Source organism: Flavobacterium tistrianum (assembly GCF_003254545.1).
Lineage (GTDB): Bacteria > Bacteroidota > Bacteroidia > Flavobacteriales > Flavobacteriaceae > Flavobacterium > Flavobacterium tistrianum.
Window position 1 is genome coordinate 324,784 of record NZ_QJRH01000073.1, and the last position, 19,052, is coordinate 343,835.

At 35.7% G+C, this 19,052-nt stretch carries 13 protein-coding genes; 6 read left to right on the forward strand and 7 right to left on the reverse strand.

Annotated elements, in window-relative coordinates; genetic code table 11:
* Nucleotides 1–156: 156 nt before the first annotated feature.
* Both DMB71_RS20465 and DMB71_RS20470 read right to left on the reverse strand, forming a co-directional pair.
* Complete coding sequence (locus DMB71_RS20465) at nucleotides 157–852, reverse strand: LytR/AlgR family response regulator transcription factor (protein ID WP_111369412.1); 696 nt, start codon at nucleotides 850–852, stop codon at nucleotides 157–159.
* Complete coding sequence (locus tag DMB71_RS20470) at nucleotides 852–2,546, reverse strand: histidine kinase (RefSeq protein WP_239453008.1); 1,695 nt, start codon at nucleotides 2,544–2,546, stop codon at nucleotides 852–854. The genes DMB71_RS20465 and DMB71_RS20470 overlap by 1 nt, the downstream gene beginning before the upstream one ends.
* A gap of 76 nt (nucleotides 2,547–2,622) precedes the next feature.
* Here DMB71_RS20470 and DMB71_RS20475 point away from each other — a divergent pair, with 76 nt between their 5' ends.
* Nucleotides 2,623–5,004 (forward strand): outer membrane beta-barrel protein, encoded by a 2,382-nt coding sequence (locus tag DMB71_RS20475; protein WP_111369416.1) that lies wholly within the window; start codon nucleotides 2,623–2,625, stop codon nucleotides 5,002–5,004.
* Nucleotides 5,005–5,135: 131 nt separating this feature from the next.
* Nucleotides 5,136–6,302: a chromate transporter gene (locus DMB71_RS20480; protein WP_111369418.1), complete on the forward strand. Its 1,167-nt coding sequence runs from the start codon at nucleotides 5,136–5,138 to the stop codon at nucleotides 6,300–6,302.
* 57 nt (nucleotides 6,303–6,359) lie between these two features.
* Here DMB71_RS20480 and DMB71_RS20485 read toward each other — a convergent pair whose 3' ends face one another.
* Nucleotides 6,360–7,382: an LLM class flavin-dependent oxidoreductase gene (locus tag DMB71_RS20485; protein WP_111369420.1), complete on the reverse strand. Its 1,023-nt coding sequence runs from the start codon at nucleotides 7,380–7,382 to the stop codon at nucleotides 6,360–6,362.
* Nucleotides 7,383–7,734: 352 nt separating this feature from the next.
* On the opposite strand from DMB71_RS20485, the gene aspT reads away from it, so the two are divergent.
* From aspT to DMB71_RS20505, 4 genes are read left to right on the forward strand one after another with little or no spacing between them, the layout of a single operon-like run.
* Nucleotides 7,735–9,429 carry an aspartate-alanine antiporter gene (aspT, locus tag DMB71_RS20490; protein WP_111369422.1) on the forward strand — a complete coding sequence of 565 codons (1,695 nt, stop codon included), beginning with the start codon at nucleotides 7,735–7,737 and terminating at the stop codon, nucleotides 9,427–9,429.
* Between the two features lie 36 nt (nucleotides 9,430–9,465).
* Nucleotides 9,466–11,112, forward strand: coding sequence for an aspartate 4-decarboxylase (gene aspD, locus DMB71_RS20495; RefSeq protein WP_111369424.1), 1,647 nt, complete (start codon nucleotides 9,466–9,468; stop codon nucleotides 11,110–11,112).
* A gap of 29 nt (nucleotides 11,113–11,141) precedes the next feature.
* Nucleotides 11,142–12,191: a type II asparaginase gene (locus DMB71_RS20500; RefSeq protein WP_111369426.1), complete on the forward strand. Its 1,050-nt coding sequence runs from the start codon at nucleotides 11,142–11,144 to the stop codon at nucleotides 12,189–12,191.
* Nucleotides 12,192–12,234: 43 nt separating this feature from the next.
* Nucleotides 12,235–13,404, forward strand: coding sequence for a porin (locus tag DMB71_RS20505; RefSeq protein WP_239453009.1), 1,170 nt, complete (start codon nucleotides 12,235–12,237; stop codon nucleotides 13,402–13,404).
* A gap of 401 nt (nucleotides 13,405–13,805) precedes the next feature.
* On the opposite strand, the gene DMB71_RS20510 is transcribed toward DMB71_RS20505, so the two are convergent.
* From DMB71_RS20510 to DMB71_RS20525, 4 genes are read right to left on the reverse strand one after another with little or no spacing between them, the layout of a single operon-like run.
* Nucleotides 13,806–14,966, reverse strand: a complete 1,161-nt coding sequence (locus DMB71_RS20510) for an ABC transporter permease (RefSeq protein WP_111369430.1) — start codon at nucleotides 14,964–14,966, stop codon at nucleotides 13,806–13,808.
* The gene (locus DMB71_RS20515; protein WP_239453010.1) at nucleotides 14,935–16,110 is read right to left on the reverse strand and encodes an ABC transporter permease; all 1,176 of its coding nucleotides are present in this window, start codon (nucleotides 16,108–16,110) and stop codon (nucleotides 14,935–14,937) included. The genes DMB71_RS20510 and DMB71_RS20515 overlap by 32 nt, the downstream gene beginning before the upstream one ends.
* Before the next feature lie 5 nt (nucleotides 16,111–16,115).
* The gene (locus DMB71_RS20520) at nucleotides 16,116–17,108 is read right to left on the reverse strand and encodes an HlyD family secretion protein (RefSeq protein WP_111369434.1); all 993 of its coding nucleotides are present in this window, start codon (nucleotides 17,106–17,108) and stop codon (nucleotides 16,116–16,118) included.
* Complete coding sequence (locus DMB71_RS20525; protein WP_111369436.1) at nucleotides 17,109–18,560, reverse strand: TolC family protein; 1,452 nt, start codon at nucleotides 18,558–18,560, stop codon at nucleotides 17,109–17,111.
* Nucleotides 18,561–19,052: the final 492 nt, after the last annotated feature.

Genomic DNA, 19,052 nt, shown 5'->3' on the forward strand with positions numbered 1-19,052 from the left:
AAAAAATAAATACACAACTTCGATGCTTTTATCATTACCAATAAAAACATCGGAGTTGTTATATTCTAACTTCAAAGTGAGCTTTCAAGTTGCTTTTTAAAACAAATATTGGTTTCGATACCAATTGTAAAACGCATTTTGCCGCTTGTATCGACATTAGATCAATTTGTGCTTAATTTCTTTGTACTTAGAACGGCCAATTGGCAAAGCATCACCGTTTTTTAACTGCATGCTGTACTTTCCTCCTGCTTCTACAACAATTTTATGTGCTTGTTCCCAGCATAGAATATACGATTTGTGTATTCTTTCAAATGACTCAGGAAGCAGTTTTTCTAAGGCTTCGAGTGATTTATCGTGGAGTTCCATTTTATTGTTTGATAAATGAAGTTCTGTATAAATACCAGCTCCTTTTATGTATAAGATTTCATTAATTGGCACAAGCCTGAATGTTTTTCCTTTTCTAACTGCCAAAAATCGTGCATCACCACCTGATTGCTTTCCTTGAGTAGTGAAACGTGTAAAAGCTTGCTCCAGCCTATTTTGGTCAAAAGGCTTAGGCACAAAATCTAGAACTCCATAATTGAATGCAGTTATGGCTTTGTCTGTGTAAGCTGAAATAATAATAGTTTGAAATGGTCCCGCAATAAAAGTCTGCAGAATTTCAAAACCATCTTCACCGTTTAGATTTAAGTCTAACAAAAGTAAATCAATTGAGTGTTGTTCAACAGCTATCAATCCATTTTCGAGAGAATCAGAAAGCAGAATCTGCACCTCTTTATCAAAGAAATCACGTGTCATTCTTTCGATTCTTTTCGCAATACGGGCTTCGTCTTCAATTATTAGAATCTTCATTATTTCTCAAAAATTTTAATGGTTGTTTCCCAGCCTTTTTCTACAGCATGAGAATCGAAAGACCAATTGGTGCCGTAACTCTCCGTTAATCTTGCTTCGATATATTTAAATCCTGTTCCTATTCGTCGTTCTTTTTTAGTTTGTCTATTTTGAGCAAGAGTCAGTAAAGTATATTGTTTGAATTGTTTTTCTTTGGTAAAACTCAGAGAAAAAACAATACAACCTTGTTTTGGAGGAAGACTGTGCGTGATTCCGTTTTCTATAATGGTATGAAAAATTGCGGGCGGAATGGTTTCATTTTCTTCAATTCCTTCTTCTTGCCATTCATAACAGATTTCTTTTCTAAAAGACATTACTTCCAAATGTCTTTGGCATAAATCAATTTCTTGCCTGATTGGAATAAGTGTATCTTCGGAAATGTCATTCATGATATCAAATTCTTCGGCAAGAGCACGGATAAAAACAACGCCTTCTTTTGGCGATTCTTCAATCCAGTCAATTAACGAAGTCAAAGTGTTGCGAAGAAAATGAGGCTGAATATTTTTCTTAATCAATTCTAACTGCAATCTTGACGAAAGCAGCAAAGATGCATTATGAGCTTCTTCCATAGCTTTAGCACGAATCGTATGCAGATAAAGCATACAGAGCACTAAAATCGTAAAAGCAATAAATAATCCGAAATCGTAAAACATAAAATAATTGACTACAACGCCTGCTAATAAACCTGCAACAACAATAAGTCCGCCTTTTATTTTTCTGATTGCGGCATTGATCGCAATCAGTAATGAGAAAAAACGAGCTGTGATAGTAAAATAGGCAGCTGAAATATCAAAGTGTCCGTAATAGCCGATATAGATTCCCAAAAGTATTATTAGTAAGAGAATTAAAAACAATTTCTTTCTTTTAAATTCAAACTGAAGCATGAAATACCAAGGTATGAGCAGTGAAATTGAAAAAGTCAGCCAGCCAATAATTTTTAAACGGGTATAATAATGATCATACGGAATGTCGACATAAAACTTTACGTATTCCATAATTAGCAAAAAGAAGAAAAGCAAACAAATTATTCCGAAAAGTAAAACCGTTAATTCTTTTTTGGCACTGTTGATATAAAGAAAAAAATAGTAAATCGAAGCAATCAAGAAAGCGCCCGCCATAATATTCATAAATGATAATACCACAAGCGGTGCCCTATGAAGCTGCAAATAGCTTTCGAGTTTTATATGAATTTCACGTTCTGCCTCACGAAAGTACGATTGCGAGCCGATTAAGGTAACAACATGTTTCTTTCCATTAGACAGTTTTTTCGGAATTTGATAATAAGTCGTTTCTGTCCCTGGCACCTCAGCACGACCCTCTTTTGCCATCTGTCCATTTCTTCCCACGAAGACTCCGTCCCAATACACATCAAAAGCACCAAAAGCATTAACCTGAAGTCCTAAAGGTTCGTTTTTATCTTGACGTTTTTCAATCTCAACGTCTACTTGAAATTTAAAGTTGGAATTATCCCAATCATGCTGTTTATGATCGTAATCAACCTTGTAAGTTACGTCAGATGTAATATACTCCTTGTAATGCTTACATGAGGTAAACAACAGAAGATATAAAATGGTAAATAAGACAGATTTAAACATAATATAAAGGTAAAATAAATATCGAATTGCCAAATGCATTTGAGAAGTCCGTGGAGCCATTTGCATGTTTTAAAGAACCGTGCTTTATTTTATGAGGTAATCTTGTACCCACAAAATCAATCAAAAATCAATCAAGATGAAAAGGCTAACAATCGGTATTTTATTTTTATTTATTCCTTTTTGGGGAATAGGACAGCAAACTGTTGTTTCTGGTAAAGTTCAAGACAGTTCGACAAAAGAGGCATTGCCTTATGTAACGGTAACCATACAAGATAATCATTCGAAAACAATTATAGCTGGGGTTACCGATGATCACGGTTTTTTTAGTTTGGAAGGAATACTAAAAAACATTTCAACAATTTCTTTTAGCTTTACAGGTTATCAAATTCATAATCAACCATTAAACAACATTTCCGAAAAATCAAAAATTGAATTAGGAACGATTAATTTAATTCCCGATGCTGTGCAATTAAAAGCGGTAGAAGTTAGTGGCCAGAAATCGAATATTAGCTTAAAACTAGACAAAAAAGTATTTGAAGTTGGTAAAGATGTGCTTTCGCAAAATGGCTCCGCTCATGATGTCTTAAATGGCGTTCCGTCAATTGCAGTAAGTCCTTCTGGAGCAATAAGTCTTCGAGGTAACAGCAATGTTTTGGTATTAATTAATGGAAGACAATCTGGACTTACCCAAAATAATGCACTTGACCAGATTGCAGCCGATCAGATTGAGAAAATTGAGGTTATTACTAATCCGTCTTCGAGATACGATGCTGCTGGTTCTGCGGGCATTATTAATATTATATTGAAAAAAAACAAAAAAAGCGGTTTTAGCGGTCAGGTTCGTTTAGTTGCGGGTTCGCCAAATGACAGCCGACTTAATCCAAGCCTAAACTATAAATCAAATAAAATCAATATTTTTTCTAATTTCAGCATTCGTTCGAGCGATTATGAAGGTTTGTATACTACCGATCAGGTTACAAATAGTACAACCACGCCAAATTATATGAAACGTGTACAAAATGAAGATCGACATGATGATGGCAAATTGCTTTATCTAGGCGCTGATTATTATATCAATGAACATCAAACTATTACTGCCGCATTTTTAAAGAATGCAACGCACGATAATGACAAAACCAATTTACAGTATAATTATGACAGTGATTTCGGAAATACGGAACCAGATAGTCTTTTGGTGAGAAACGGAAAATCGTTGGAAAAACGTGCTTACAATCAGTTTGAGTTTAATTATACCCGCATTTTCAAACAAAAAGAAAAAAAATTGACTGTAGATGTTCAATACGATTGGTGGGATAGCAATAAAAAATGGGATCTTTCGACACAGCGTTTGCTTCCTGATACTTCTATTTATCCTGGCATCAGAACAAGTTCGGTAGGAAACAGCAAAGATTTTCTTGCTAAGACTGATTTTGTGCAGCCTATTGATAGTGTTTCAGTTTTAGAATTTGGAATAAAAACTGAAATTCGAACGGTTACCAGCGATTATTTAGCAGAAGAACAAAAAGACAACAATTGGGTAATTTATCAGAATATTGATAATAATTTAAATTATGATGAATCTATAACGGGTGCCTACGCACAATTTAGCGACAAAATCAAAAAGTTCAGTTATATGCTTGGTTTGAGAACCGAGTTTACCAATATATCTATTAAAGATGCAGAAAACGCTTATAGCGACAAAAAGAAATACAATAAGCTTTTCCCGACTGTTAATCTAAGCTATAAGTTTGATGCTTCGACTTTACAATTAAATTACAGCAAACGCATTAGACGTCCATATTTGCATGACTTATATCCTTTTAATGAAGTCACAGATTTGAATGCGCAATACATCGGAAATCCCGATTTGAATCCTTCTTATACCGATGCTTTTGAAATGGCATTTCTTAAAACGTGGAAAACATTTACTTTTAACCCTTCGGTTTATTACCAATATGAAAAAGGTTATATTCAGGATTTTACCTATCGTCAGGATGATATTTTCTTGACGACTCCCATAAATATTGATTACGAAATACGAAGCGGGATTGAATTATCTACTTTATACAATCCGTTGAAATGGCTTCAGATCAATGCTGAAATGAATTTTTATAGCTTTAAACAAAAAGGAAATTATATGGGAGAAAATCTGGATTATAATAGCAATAACTTTACTGGACGTTTAAGCACACAGATAAAACTTCCAGCTAAGTTTAGTTTTCAAGGGAGATATAATTTTCGTGGAGAAAAACGTAATGCCCAAACGACTACCGAAGCCTTGCAATCGCTTGATTTTGGTTTTAGCAAACTATTGCTTAAAGACAAAGCTACTATTGTTTTTGATGTTACCAATGCTTTTAATCTCCGCCAGAATAAAAGCGTCACAACTGGAACTGATTATGTAGTTAGAGACAATAGCATTCCTAATGCGACAAGATATCGCTTGAGTTTTGTGTATCGATTTAATCTAACCGACCCAAAAGCAATCAGACAGGCGAATGATGCCAATAGAAATTGATACAAGATTTTTAATTTTTACTAAAAAAGTAAACTGCATACAAAAGGTAAATAAGATTCTATTTAAAGCGTCACTTTCGTTCTAATTTTGTTTTATAATTAAATAAAGAGCTGTTTTAAAAGAATTTCAATATGACTGAAAAACCGAAATATACGTTAAGAGAATTAATATTATATTTTTTAAAACTTGGCACAATTGGTTTTGGAGGACCAGTTGCATTAGTCGGTTATATGTACAAAGATTTAGTAGAAAACAAAAAATGGATTTCTGATGAAGAATATAAAGAAGGTTTAGCATTGGCTCAATTGGCTCCAGGACCTTTGGCGGCTCAGCTTGGTATATATGTCGGTTATGTTCATTATAATATTCTTGGAGCTACTTTAGCAGGTTTTGCCTTTGTCACTCCATCATTTCTTATGGTTTTACTCCTCGGAGTAATCTACCAAGCTTATGGCGGATTGGTATGGATTCAATCTATTTTTTATGGTGTAAGTGCTGCCGTTATCGGAATCATTACTCTAAGTTCTTATAAACTCACCATAAAATCCATTGGAAAATTGAATTTAAACTCTTTTAAAGAAAAATGGGTTTTATGGCTTTTCTTTATCTCAGCTATCATAATAACTTACATCACAGAAAAAGAACATATTTTATTATTTGTAGCCGCAGGACTTATTTATATGCTAATAAAGGCTCGTCCGTATTTTAAAATTGCTAAAACCACAAATGTCATAATTCTTATTTCGTCTGGCTTTTGGAATTATGAAAGCTCGACCTTAACGAAAATTGCCGTTTTCTTTACTAAAGCTGGTGCATTTGTATTTGGAAGTGGTCTTGCAATCGTACCTTTTTTACATTCGGGGGTAGTAGTTGAAAACAAATGGCTGACAGAGCAACAATTTCTAGATTCGGTAGCTATAGCCATGATAACGCCTGGACCAGTTGTCATAACTGTTGGCTTTATAGGGTATTTGGTAAATGGCTTTTTAGGTGCGATAACTGCCGCTTTAGCCACATTTTTGCCTTGCTATCTTTTTACCGTTGCTTTGGCACCTTTCTTTAAGAAAATTGTAAACAATAAACCTGTCAAAGCCTTTGTCGAAGGAATAACGGCTGCTGTGGTTGGAGCTTTAGTTGGTTCTGTCATTATTATTGCGAAAAGAAGCATTGTAGATGTTTCAACAATATTAATAGCTCTTGCCAGCATTCTTTCTTTAATTTATATCAGGAAAATTCAAGAACCGTATATTATTTTAATCGCTGCTGTCTTGGGTGTATTAATTAAATTATCTTTCTAATAACATAAAAAAAGCCCTTGTTTCATCAACAAAGGGCTTTTTACTTCTTAAAAAAACTCATCGCCAACCTAATGCAGGTGCAACATGTTCTAGTATAGACGACAGAATATGAACATTGTAATCTACACCAATTGTATTTGGGATTGTCAGCAGCAATGTATCTGCTTCTTGAATCGCTTCGTCTTGAGCTAGTTCTTCAATCAATTTATCGGGTTCTGCGGTGTAGCTTTTGCCAAAGATTGCTCTTTTGTCTTGCTCAATATAACCAAAACTATCATTGCCTTTCGCTTGTCCGCCAAAATAATATCTATCTTGATCGTTCACAATCGCAAAAATCGAACGGCTAACTGAAACTCTTGCTTCACGCTGATGCCCGGCTTTTTTCCAAGCTTCTTTGTATAATCTTATCTGCTCAGCTTGCTGAATATGAAATGGTTTTCCATTTTCATCATATTTAAGCGTAGAACTCTGAAGATGCATTCCGTTTTCTGCTGCCCAAATAGCAGTTGCGTTGGAGGCTGCTCCCCACCAGATTCGTTCTCTCAACCCTTCAGAATGTGGTTCAATTCGCAATAATCCAGGCGGATTTGGAAACATCGGGTACGGATTTGGTTCTGCAAATCCTTCTCCGCTGAGTTTATCCAAAAATTCTAAAGCTTTTTTGCGTCCCATATCGGCATCGGTTTCACCTTCATCTGGTTCGTAGCCAAAATAACGCCAACCATCAATAACTTGTTCTGGTGATCCTCTGCTTATTCCGAGTTGTAAACGTCCTTCTGATATCAAATCGGCAGCTCCAGCATCTTCAACCATATACATCGGGTTTTCGTACCGCATATCGATTACACCAGTTCCGATTTCTATTTTACTTGTCTTAGCGCCTACAGCCGAAAGCAAAGGAAAAGGAGATGCTAACTGTTGTGCAAAATGATGTACTCGAAAATAAGCGCCATCTATGCCTATTTCCTCAGCAGCTACAGCTAAATCAATAGATTGCAACAAGGTATCTGCTGCTGTACGAGTTTTGTATGAGGGATGATTTGCCCAATGCCCAAATGATAAAAATCCTATTTTCTTCATAATGGCTTTTATTTTTTATTCTCTCAAATATACGCAACACTTGCGAGTAATGCTATATTTTCAGAATATTTAGTATTTAAAAATAATTTCAGAATAAAAAAAAACAATTAAAGCTTTTTAATTTAAAACACTCAGTATCAAATCAAAAATTGCAACGTTAAGTTGCAAGTTTTCTTGTTGCAAATTATAATTTGGAACATCAACACCTGCCATTTTATGCAATTATTCTGACTTTATGATATATTTTTGAAAGACCTAAAAAATCTGTTCTTAAAAAGCCTCCCCAATCTTTGTCCTACTTCTGCGATTCACATAATCAATTATTAATAAATCTATACTAAAACAAATACTTATGGATTGGATTATTACTACATTAAAAGATTATCCCGAACTGTCCATTTTTCTAACCTTATCTTTAGGCTACTTTATCGGAAAATTTAAAATAGGAAGCTTTTCTCTAGGAACTGTGACCAGCGTTTTACTTGTCGGAGTGTTGGTAGGACAATTGGATATTGTAATTTCTCCCAACGTTAAATCTGTATTTTTTCTAATGTTTCTTTTCGCTGTCGGATATAGTGTTGGCCCTCAATTTTTTGGAGGTTTAAAAAAAGACGGATTGCCTCAAATGCTTTATGCTGCAATTGTTTGTGTTTTATGTCTAATATGTCCTTATGTTATCGGTAAAATTATGGGATACGATATGGGTTTAACTGCAGGAATGCTTGCAGGTTCTCAAACCATATCTGCTGTAATTGGTGTAGCATCAGACACGATCAATCAGCTCGGGATTCCTGCCGACCAAAAAGCCGCATTAATAAACAAAATCCCTGTTGCATACGCTGTTACTTATATTTTCGGAACAGCTGGATCTGCTTGGCTACTGGCTTCTATCGGACCAAAATTATTGGGAGGCAATTTAGTAGAAAAAGCAAAAGAACTTGAAATTCAGCTTGGAGGAGATGCCATCGGCGATGATCCAAGTATTGCCTCTGCTTATGATCGTGTTATTTATAATGCATATCAAATTGCCGCGCATTCCTATGCCAACAACAAAACCGTTGCTGAGGTAGAAAATGAGTTAGAAAGTAAAGGAAGACGATTGTTTATACAACGAATTCGAAGAGGAAAGGAAATTATAGAGGCTACTCCAGAATTTGTAATTCAAGAAAATGATGTCGTTGCTCTTGGCGGAAGAAGAGAATACATGATGAACTATGTTGCGGTAAATGAAAAAGAAGTTTTGGATATCGAACTTCTTAATTTTCCTGTAGAAGTTTTAAGCGTATTAATTGTAAAAAAAGAAGTGATAGACAAAACTCTTGCAGATTTGCGTCATCTCAAATACATGCATGGAGTTGTAATCAGATCATTAAAACGTTCTGGAATCCAGATGCCTATATTGCCCAATACAGTTATGCAGAAAGGAGATATGATCGAATTAGTAGGCATCAAACGAGATGTCGATCAAGTTGCAGCTCATATTGGTTATCCTGACCGTCCTACAAATTCTACAGATATGGCGTTTGTTGGTTTAGGAATAGTTCTTGGCGGATTACTAGGCGCTTTAACCATTAAAGTTGGCGGAGTGCCAATAAGTCTTAGTACCAGCGGTGGTGCATTAATTTCTGGACTTTTCTTTGGATGGTTAAGAGGCCAGCACCCCACTTTTGGACGAATTCCAGAACCTGCATTGTGGATTATGAATAATGTTGGATTAAACATTTTTATAGCCGTTGTGGGTATTACAGCAGGACCAAGTTTTATTGTTGGGTTTCAAGAAGCAGGTTGGGGGCTTTTCATTGCAGGAGCTGCCGCAACAGCGATTCCGCTACTACTTGGACTTCTTATCGGTAGGTATATTTTCAAATTCCATCCTATCATCAACTTAGGATGTGCTGCTGGGGCAAGAACTACTACTGCCGCCTTGGGAGCTTTACAAGACGCCGTAAAGAGCAAAACCCCTGCATTGGGTTACACCGTGACCTATGCCGTTGGGAATACGCTACTTATTATATGGGGCGTCGTCATTATTTTAATTATGAGTTAGTCGAATTTTTTATAATAATCTCTAAACATTTTAGTTATGGCAATTGATATTTCAAAAATAAAAACATCAAGAGAGGTAGAAAAAACACTTCAGACTCTCAGCCCATTTGAAATTAAAAATGAATTAATTCATCTGGCAGAAGAAAGCGCGCTTAAATCGACCGCGATAACGCTTAATGCAGGAAGAGGAAACCCGAACTGGATTGCTACAGTTCCTAGAGAGGCTTTTTTCCTTTTCGGACAATTTGCATTAGAAGAATGTCGCAATGTTATGGAAGAACAAGGCATTCTAGCTGGAATTGTACAAAACAAAAGCGGAGTGGCTTCGCGTTTCGAAGCTTTTTTAGCAAAACACAAAGATACTCCTGCTGCATCGCTTTTAGAAAAAACATATCATTATGGTGTCGACAAACATGATTTTGATGGCGATGCATGGATTCGTGAATGGATAGAAGCCGTAATCGGGTTTAACTATCCTGTTCCAGATCGTATGTTAAGTCAGATAGAAATTATTGTTCATGACTATTTGGTGCAGGAAATGTGCGGCGTAGGAAATGACAAAGGCAAGTTTGATATTTTTGCTGTTGAAGGTGGAACTGCTGCGATGTGCTATATTTTTGATTCGCTAATGCAAAACCATCTGACCGAAAGAGGTGATAAAATAGCACTCCTTACTCCTACTTTTACACCTTATATTGAAATTCCAGAATTAGATCGATACAAATTTGATGTTGTTTACGTAGAAGCAAGCGGAGTTGGCGAAAACGGATTCCATACTTGGCAATATCCAAATTCTGAATTGGACAAACTGAAAGATCCAGCGGTAAAAGTTGCTTTTGTGGTAAATCCGAGCAATCCGCCGTCTTCTGCAATGAGTGCCGATACATTAAATTATATTGCTGATATCGTAAAAAATCATAATCCTGAATTGATGGTTATTACAGATGATGTCTATGGAACATTCGTTAATAATTTCAGGTCTCTAATGGCTATTATTCCTCAGAATACGATTACCGTTTATTCCTATTCAAAATATTTCGGATGTACAGGCTGGAGACTTGGAACAATTGCGGTTCATCAGGACAATATTTTCGATAAGAAAATTGCCAATTTAAGTCCAGCTCTTAAAAAAGAACTGCACGATCGTTATTCTTCTCTGACACTAGAGCCAGAAAAAATCAAGTTTATTGACAGATTGGTTGCCGATAGCCGACAAGTAGCTTTAAACCACACAGCAGGTTTATCATTGCCTCAGCAATTTCAGATGATGCTTTTCTCTTCATTTTGTTTATTAGATACTCAAGATGTTTATAAAACGCTTACGCAATCGATCATTCACAAACGTCTTAATCTACTATGGGAAGGATTAGAAGTTCCAATTCTTGAAGATCCGATGCGTGCAGGATATTATTCTGAAATTGATGTTATGGTGGCCGCAAAACACTTTTATGGAGACGATTTTGCCAATTGGCTGAAAACGAATTTTGAACCTGTTGATGTTTTATTCCGTCTAGCAGAAAAAACAGCCATTGTACTTCTAAATGGAGGTGGTTTTGCGGGACCAGAATGGAGTATCAGAGTTTCTCTTGCCAATCTTCCAACTGATAGTTATCTGATTCTTGGAAAAAATATCCGCAAAATTTTATTGGAATATGTAACCAGCTGGGAAAACTCAAAAAAATAGTAATAACCTGAATTAAACACATTTGATCTATGAAAAATTTATTTACATTATTATTATCGGTTTTATTAGTAACAGGTATTTATGCTCAAAAATTACCTAGAATCAAAATATTGGCGACTGGAGGAACAATTGCAGGACAAGGTGCATCGGCAGATCGTTCTGCTTATACCGCGGGACAATTGCCAATTAAAGATTTAATTGCTGCCGTTCCAGGAATTGATAAAGTTGCAGAAATTTCAGGAGAACAGATTTCAAATGTAGGAAGTCAGGATATGACTGTAGACATTTGGATCAAGCTGAATAAACGAATCAACGAGATTTATAAAAATAACGAAGCTGACGGTATTGTAATCACACACGGAACCGATACGCAAGAAGAAACGGCTTATTTTTTATCTCTGACCGTAAGATCTGATAAACCTGTAATCATTACGGGTTCTATGCGTCCAGCAACAGCCATTAGCGCAGACGGCCCAAAGAATTTATATGATGCAGTAACTCTAGCAGCTTCTAAACAAGCTGCACATAGCGGTGTTTTATTGGTATTTAATGAATACATTTTTACAGGAAGAAGTGCTGTAAAAACTAGTACAACACATTTAAATGCATTTACAGCGCCTAATAATGGTCCAATCGGACAGGTTTATGACGGAAAAGTTTCTCTTTATGAAACTCCGGTAAGAAAAGCCAATAAAAGCACTCCGTTTGATATTACTGGTTTAACAACTTTACCAGAAGTGGCGGTTGTCGAATTATATGCCGACGCGCCTGCAACTGCAATAAATGCATATGTAGCTTCTGGAGTAAAAGGAATTGTTACTGGCGGTTTAGGTAACGGAAATCTAAATAAAGTAAACTCAGATGCTGCAGCAAGCGCTGTTAAAAAAGGAATTGCTGTTGCAAGAGCTTCTAGAGTACCGTCTGGAAGAGTTACTTTATTTGATGAAACCGATGATCAAAAGCTTGGCACTATAGTCGCAGATGATTTAATTCCGCAAAAAGCGAGAATTCTATTAATGCTTGGACTTACACAAACCACCGACAGTAAAAAACTACAGGAATATTTCTTTGAGTATTAATCAATTGAAATTGTAAATTATGCGTGTCTTAACTTTTATAATTTTGAGCGTTTTTCTGTCGGCAGGAGTATATGCACAGCAGGAAAAACAGACCGATACTGTCCTAAATCACAAAACACCATTAATAAAAGCAAGCAAAGTTGATTTGCTTAATAATGTTGACTTGATTTTCAATACGCAATTAGGTTTTAACACCTATCTTGAAGATGGAAAATATACTGGAAGTAAATTTGAAGTAAATCAGTTTCGATTGGAGGTAAAAGGTAGAGTATATAAGGATAAAGTCTTTTTTAGATTTAGAGACCGATATACCAAAGAAACTGAACCACAATCTACAGATAACATCAGCAGTTCTACAGACTTGGCTTTTATCGGATATAAAATATCTGAAAGAACGAGCATTGCAATTGGAAAAATGACAGCAAACTGGGGTGGTTATGAGTTTGATATGAATCCGATTGATATCTATCAATACAATGATATTGTCGATAATTCGGATAACTTTTTAACGGGAGTTCAGGTAAACTGGAAGCTAAATGCCGATCATGTTTTTTCTGCGCAGGTTTTAAACTCCAGAACCAAAACTTTTTCTGAACTATATCAAAATGTGCCAGATGTCGAAGAAGCAAAATTTCCTGCCGCCTATGTTGGAAACTGGAATGGAAGTTTTCTAGACGGAAAATTTAAAACCATTTATAGTTTCAGTATTTTTCAGGAAGCCACAAAAAATGGAAAAGCTGTCAATATGTATTATACAGCATTAGGAAATCAGTTTCGTACTAAAAAATGGCTTTTCCAATATGATTTTAAATGGAGCAGCGAAGATTTGGACCGTACAGGAGTTGTAAGTTCTCTAATTCCTGAAACCGTTCTTGATCATGCGGCAGAAAATGTCTACTATATAGAGCATTGGCTTAGAGCTGTATATTCTTTAAATGAACAATGGAAACTTACCGTTATCGGAATGACAAGTAAAGCTTCTTGGAAAGATATACCGGATCCAAATATTAGTTCAAACCGAATTCGCATGGCATATGGTATAATTCCAACTGTAGAGTTTTATCCAATTAAAAACTATAATCTTAAGTTTTTTGCTACTTATGTAGCACGATGGTACAATTACAGCGATTATGCTAAAGCAGATCTAGGACAATCAAATAACAATACTGGAAGAATTATGCTTGGTGTAATTTCTCCTTTGGTTGTATTATAATAATTTAAGTAACTAACTCGATTGGAAATGCTGGAACAAATTGCAATACGCGATTTATTCCAGCATTTTTTTATTCTCCCGCAGATTTGGCAGATTGAGCAGATTTAAGAATTATTAATAATTCAAAACTATCTAAGTTGAGCTTTTTTTATTAATAGCCTCCAGCTTCAGCTGGAGGTATTAAATAATCGTAAAGATAAGGCTTTAGCCGAATCGCATTTTTTTGGCTAGAGCCTTTTTGATTTGCTTTATGTAAACTCCAGCTAAAGCTAGAGGCAATTCAATTAGAACTGATTTATATGCATATCGCCCGTGTCCCCGTGGTTGAAACCACGGGCTATGTTTGAATATGTGCCAAATAATTAAACAGCACGCACAACTCACAACTCATAACTCATAACTCATAACTCTTTCCCTGCCAAATATCGTAAGCGAATAAAACAGATTACACTATAAAAAGCAAAAAGCAGTATAAGGTGCAATAAAACAGACGGATTGTCCCATAAACTAGCACCCGATTGTACGATAGCGGTATACAAAACAATAAATGGTGTTGTAGGCAAAAGATTCGACAGCCACTGCAATACAAGCGGAAGCGATTCAAAAGGCCAACTGTATCCTGTAATCAAGAAAATTGGATAAGTCGAGAAAGCCATCATCTGCAAACAAAGCAATTGCGATTTAAACAAAGAACCAATAAACTGAGCCATCGGAATTAAAGTAACAATGAATAAAAGCAATAATAGACTCAATTCAAATCCGCTTCCTCTCATGGGCAAATTAAGCAACTTGTAATTTACATTTAAGAAGAAAAAGCCATACGAAGAAAAAAGAATCAGATAGAATAATCCTTTACCCCAAATTCCATTAGAAATACCCGAACCGAGCCATTCCCTTAATCGAGAACGCTGACGCTCGCCTGCAACGCTTTCGCATAAGCCAATCAATAAGGTCTGCTGCAAAATAAGAGCTAACAATCCTGGCAATAAAAATGCGCCATAACTCGATCTTTCATTAAACAACGGGCGATAATCTAAATTTACTGGCATTACATTTTCCATAGCAATGGTAGTGCTCATTCCTTCTTTTTTCTGATAATATTGAAGCCTCACTCCTGCTCCAACTGTCAGACATATCTGCTGTACATTTAATAACAAATCACTCGAAGGCAGAAATCTTGCAGCATTAATTGCCAACACTACATTGCTTTGTTTTAAACTCAGCAAATTGGCTTCTGTTCCTTCTGGAATATAAAAATAACCTTGGCAACTGCCCTGATACATCTGCTCTTTTGCCTGTTCTAAATTCGAAAAATGAATCAATTCAACTATCGGAGAATCGTCAATATTTTGCTGTAGCAAACGCGACAATCTCGAGCCATCATCATCAACAACAGCCAATTTTACATCAAATTCTTCTTTATTGATATAAATGCTTCCGTAAAAAAAAGCATAAAGCAAAGGAGCAATAAGAAGTGTAAGCAGCAAACTATGGTCTTTTACTACTTGCGAAGCTTCCCTCAAAAAGAGATTAATCAACGATTGTTGCGGTTTCTTTTTCATCTTTAATCGAATTAAATTGACGTTTAAACAACAACATCGCTGTCGGATACATTACGACACAAAACAATAAGAGTTTGGTGAATTCGCTTTGAGCATATTTCAAAGGCAAATTCATATAATACACCTTAAAGAATCCGTCTAAAAAAGCGGTATAAGGCATAATAAGCGCATAATACTGATCGTACCAAGGCATTGCCCATCTCGGAAAAGTAAATCCGCTAAAAACAAAAGCGGGTGAAGTATAGAAAAGAGCCACATCTCCAGAAAGCATCACATCTTTGAACAAAGCCGATATAAACATACCAATGCCAATACAGGCCAAAGAAAGCATAGTGTATAGTACAAAAAACTTTCCAGTGGCCGCAGAAACACCAATATCAAAAAAAGGAAAGATAATCGCTGTAATAATAATAAAATTAATCCAGCTGATGGCGAGATGCGCTATTGTTTTGCCAATAATTGCAATAACAACAGAGCCTTTTGATGAATCGTACAATTCATGCATCGTTCCGGTAATCCATTCATAATTTAGAGCCAGCATAGAACTGATAATCAAAATCATCTGCATTCCGACCGTTATTAAACCTGGAACCAAATATTCCTGATAATTGTAAGTAGGATTATAAAGCTGATAGGTTCTCAAACTAATCGGATTTGCAATCGCCATGGCCTGATCGGATTTCATTCCGGTTTTTACCAATTTCTGTAAAATTACGCCTGTGCTTCCCGTAATTACAACTTCGGCGACAGCCTTATAAACTAACTTCGCAGGAACAAGCGCGGCCGCATTCGTATACAAAGTCACATTGCTCGGATGACGGCTGTAGATATTCTTCTGCAGATTGGCAGGAAAATGTATGGCGCCCAGTATTTTTCCTTCTTGAATCAGTTTTTTGACTTCGGCTTCGCTGCTTACTCTTCTTGTAATCTGTAAGGTTTCTTTTTGTTCTAATAAAAAAATCAATTCTCGGCTTATCGCACTTTGATCTTCATCCCAAATCGCAAACGCTAAATTTTTGGCATCTTGCTTCTGGTAAATAAAAGCGTAAAAGAAAAACAAAACGATAGGAACAACAAGCATTACCAAGTAAAAAACCTTTAAACTCAGAATGCGTTTCCATTCCCTAATAATTATGTTTAGCATCAAAATCATTGAGGAAGAATTAAAGAAGCAGTCATACCAGAACGAAGTCCTTTAATCTGTGAAAGGTTTTCTGGTTTTACTTCTATTGTAAAAGTTCTCAATTCAAATTCTCCTTTATCTTTTGACGGAACCCAATTGGCAAATTCTAGCGTAGGCGCAATAGAATGCACAACGACATCAAACGTTTCAGGTTCACAACCCGGAACTTTGACTGCTGTCTTGCTCCCTACTTTTAGCAAATTCGATTTATCTTGTCTGATATTAAACTTAATTATAGTGGAGTTTTTCTTCTCAATGGTCATAATCGGATATCCGATAGAAATAATTTCGCCCTGATGTGTAACCAAATTAGAAATTACGCCATCTGCTGGAGCATAAACTCTAGTATTATCTCCAAGCGCTTTTGTCAGTTCATAGGCTTGTTCAGCTTGCTTTACGATGGCATTTGCAGTTTTTAGTAATTCGGGTCTTGTGCCATTTTTGAGCATTTGAAGATTTAACTGAGCAGTTTCCATTTCCTTTTTCGCCGCTTGAAATTTAAAATAGAAAACATCTTTTTCCTGTCCCGATATCACATCTTCATTATACAATCGCTCCATACGGTCATAAGTAGTGCTAAACAATTTATATTGTTCCTGACTTATTTGATACAATTTAGAAGTCGCTTCTATCAACTCTGGTCTTGCTCCTTGTGTAAGCAATTCTTGCTGTCCTTTTGCTGCATCAATTGCCGATAATGCCTGTGCTTTTATGGCGTTTATTTCGTTAGATCGAAGTACAGCCAGCAATTGTCCTGTTTTTACAGTATCGCCCTGTTTTACAAGGAGCGAATCTAATCTGCCTGGGAATTCAGCCGCAACATCTACACTTGTGGCGTCAACCATTCCTATAAAATTGCCATCTTCTTTGTTATTGTCTTTTAAGAAAAAAATCAGTCCTGCTATTACTACAAAGATCGGAATGATCAGCGCCCAGTAGTTTTTAAATATATCTTTCATCTATTTAATAAATTGCGTTATTTGACTTGGATTTCCTAAACTATTAAAATATTCAGCTAAAGCTAAATAGTATCCTAAAACAGCGGTATAATATCCTTTTTCTATTTCAGTTTCTACCAATAGCGCATCATTAACGTCTTTTGGCGATGATAGCTGATTGTTCATTCTTTTGGTAATTAAACTGCTTGTTGTATTGGCTTCTTTTCTCGCCGCATCCATAGCCATAACATCGTTTTGTAGCGAATTCATTTTATTTTTTGCCACTCTTGACTGTACTTGGAGCATTAAACTGGAATTCTCTTCTCCTAATTTCGCTTCTTCTATTAATTGTTTAGCGGCCAAAGTCTTTTTGCTTGTCTGTCCGTTATACAAAGTCCATTGCAATTCCAGTCCTACAAACCAATCTGGAATAGAAACCGGCAAATCTTTCTGATACAAATTGTAATTTCCAATGGCAAAAATGTTAGGCAAAGCCAGTGATTTGCTGATTTTTTCAGCAGTTTCTGCGTAAGAGATTTTATTGCTAGCAATTCTATAAACTGGATTTGTAAGCCAATAATCCTTCATAGGTTTCTCTAGATTGATTTCGGCATATCGCAAAGTATCTGAAATCACTATTGTAGTGTCAAGGTCAACACCCATCAGTTTATTCAGTTCAAGATGGGCATTTTGTTTATCCATCTTAATATTATTGTATTGGCTCTGCGCTTGAATTAAAACCACATTCGTCCAGTTTTTTTGGTACGGAGGCAGAATTTTGTTTTTGACTAATTCTTCAGCGTAGTTTCGGTTTTTATCTAAAGCATTTACAATTTGTTCCTGCTTTTTAATTAATGAATTGAGGTACAATATTCTGAGGTATTGCACTGCAATTAAAAAATCTACTTCTTTGCCTGCAAGCTCAACGCCAATTCCTGCTGAATTAGCAACCGATTGAGCCAAATCTATACTTGAATTTATTTTGTTTCCAAGAAAAATTGGCTGGCGAACTCCTACTCCAGCAATAAAATAAGACTGCTTGCTTAAACTAGGATTGTAATCTGGATAAATACCGCCAATAACCGTTTTCGAAGCATTATAAATACGATCCTGAGCTGCTTGAGATAAGTTATTTCCTGTAATTTCGTGATAAATTTCGTTTGCCGTATTCACACTTTGCTGTGAAGAACCTTCCACAACTCCGTCTTTAACAGTCTGCAGATTTATTGTGAGCGGATTGCTCAAATAAGAATAACTCGATAAAAGATCTACCTTAGGCAAATAGCCCTTCTTTTCGGCCTGAAGATTATATTCGCCTGTTTTTAATGCAGATTGAGCCTGTTTTATGGTAATATTGTTCTGCTTAGCTATAGAAAAACATTCTTGTAGAGAAGTCGTCTGCGCTTTTGTTTCTATGCAAGACAAAAAGCAAAACAAGATAAAAAGCTTTAGAGATTGTAGTTTTATGTGCATCTATATAATATTCTTATAAATTGAAATTACTTTAACTAGCGACTTCTTTGCTGTTTAATTAAAAACTGCAGGATAAAATAGAAATGAGATAAAAACTTATTGTTCGGAATTATCCGAATAATCGAATTTGATTTAAAAATTACTGTTTATGAAAATGGGGCTTAATCTAAACAACAACGAGAAAAGTATAGCGTCTAAAACGACATACCAACTAGTTAAAGATAAGATTTTATTTAATAACTGACTGTTAATTTTTGTAAAATCATATCCTTTTTGCTGTAAAAGGATACAGAATAAGAAAAAAATATTTAAATATTTGCATGTCGCTCCTCTGAAGCTTTTTTGTTGGTTGTAAAATTGAATTTCTATAGATATTTTGCTCCGCTGGAGTATCTTATCAATTGCCTCCAGCTTTAGCTAGACGCATTTTATTTATAGCAATATAGGCTTTAGCTAAAATTAAATTTTGCCTAAAGCCTATACAAAAACTTT

Coding starts and splice junctions, on each gene's coding strand:
- DMB71_RS20465 (WP_111369412.1), bottom strand. CDS start 852: ATGAAGATTCTAATAATTGAAGACGAAGCCCGTATTGCGAAAAGAATC.
- DMB71_RS20470 (WP_239453008.1), bottom strand. CDS start 2,546: ATGGCTCCACGGACTTCTCAAATGCATTTGGCAATTCGATATTTATTT.
- DMB71_RS20475 (WP_111369416.1), top strand. CDS start 2,623: ATGAAAAGGCTAACAATCGGTATTTTATTTTTATTTATTCCTTTTTGG.
- DMB71_RS20480 (WP_111369418.1), top strand. CDS start 5,136: ATGACTGAAAAACCGAAATATACGTTAAGAGAATTAATATTATATTTT.
- DMB71_RS20485 (WP_111369420.1), bottom strand. CDS start 7,382: ATGAAGAAAATAGGATTTTTATCATTTGGGCATTGGGCAAATCATCCC.
- aspT (WP_111369422.1), top strand. CDS start 7,735: ATGGATTGGATTATTACTACATTAAAAGATTATCCCGAACTGTCCATT.
- aspD (WP_111369424.1), top strand. CDS start 9,466: ATGGCAATTGATATTTCAAAAATAAAAACATCAAGAGAGGTAGAAAAA.
- DMB71_RS20500 (WP_111369426.1), top strand. CDS start 11,142: ATGAAAAATTTATTTACATTATTATTATCGGTTTTATTAGTAACAGGT.
- DMB71_RS20510 (WP_111369430.1), bottom strand. CDS start 14,966: ATGAAAAAGAAACCGCAACAATCGTTGATTAATCTCTTTTTGAGGGAA.
- DMB71_RS20515 (WP_239453010.1), bottom strand. CDS start 16,110: ATGCTAAACATAATTATTAGGGAATGGAAACGCATTCTGAGTTTAAAG.
- DMB71_RS20520 (WP_111369434.1), bottom strand. CDS start 17,108: ATGAAAGATATATTTAAAAACTACTGGGCGCTGATCATTCCGATCTTT.
- DMB71_RS20525 (WP_111369436.1), bottom strand. CDS start 18,560: ATGCACATAAAACTACAATCTCTAAAGCTTTTTATCTTGTTTTGCTTT.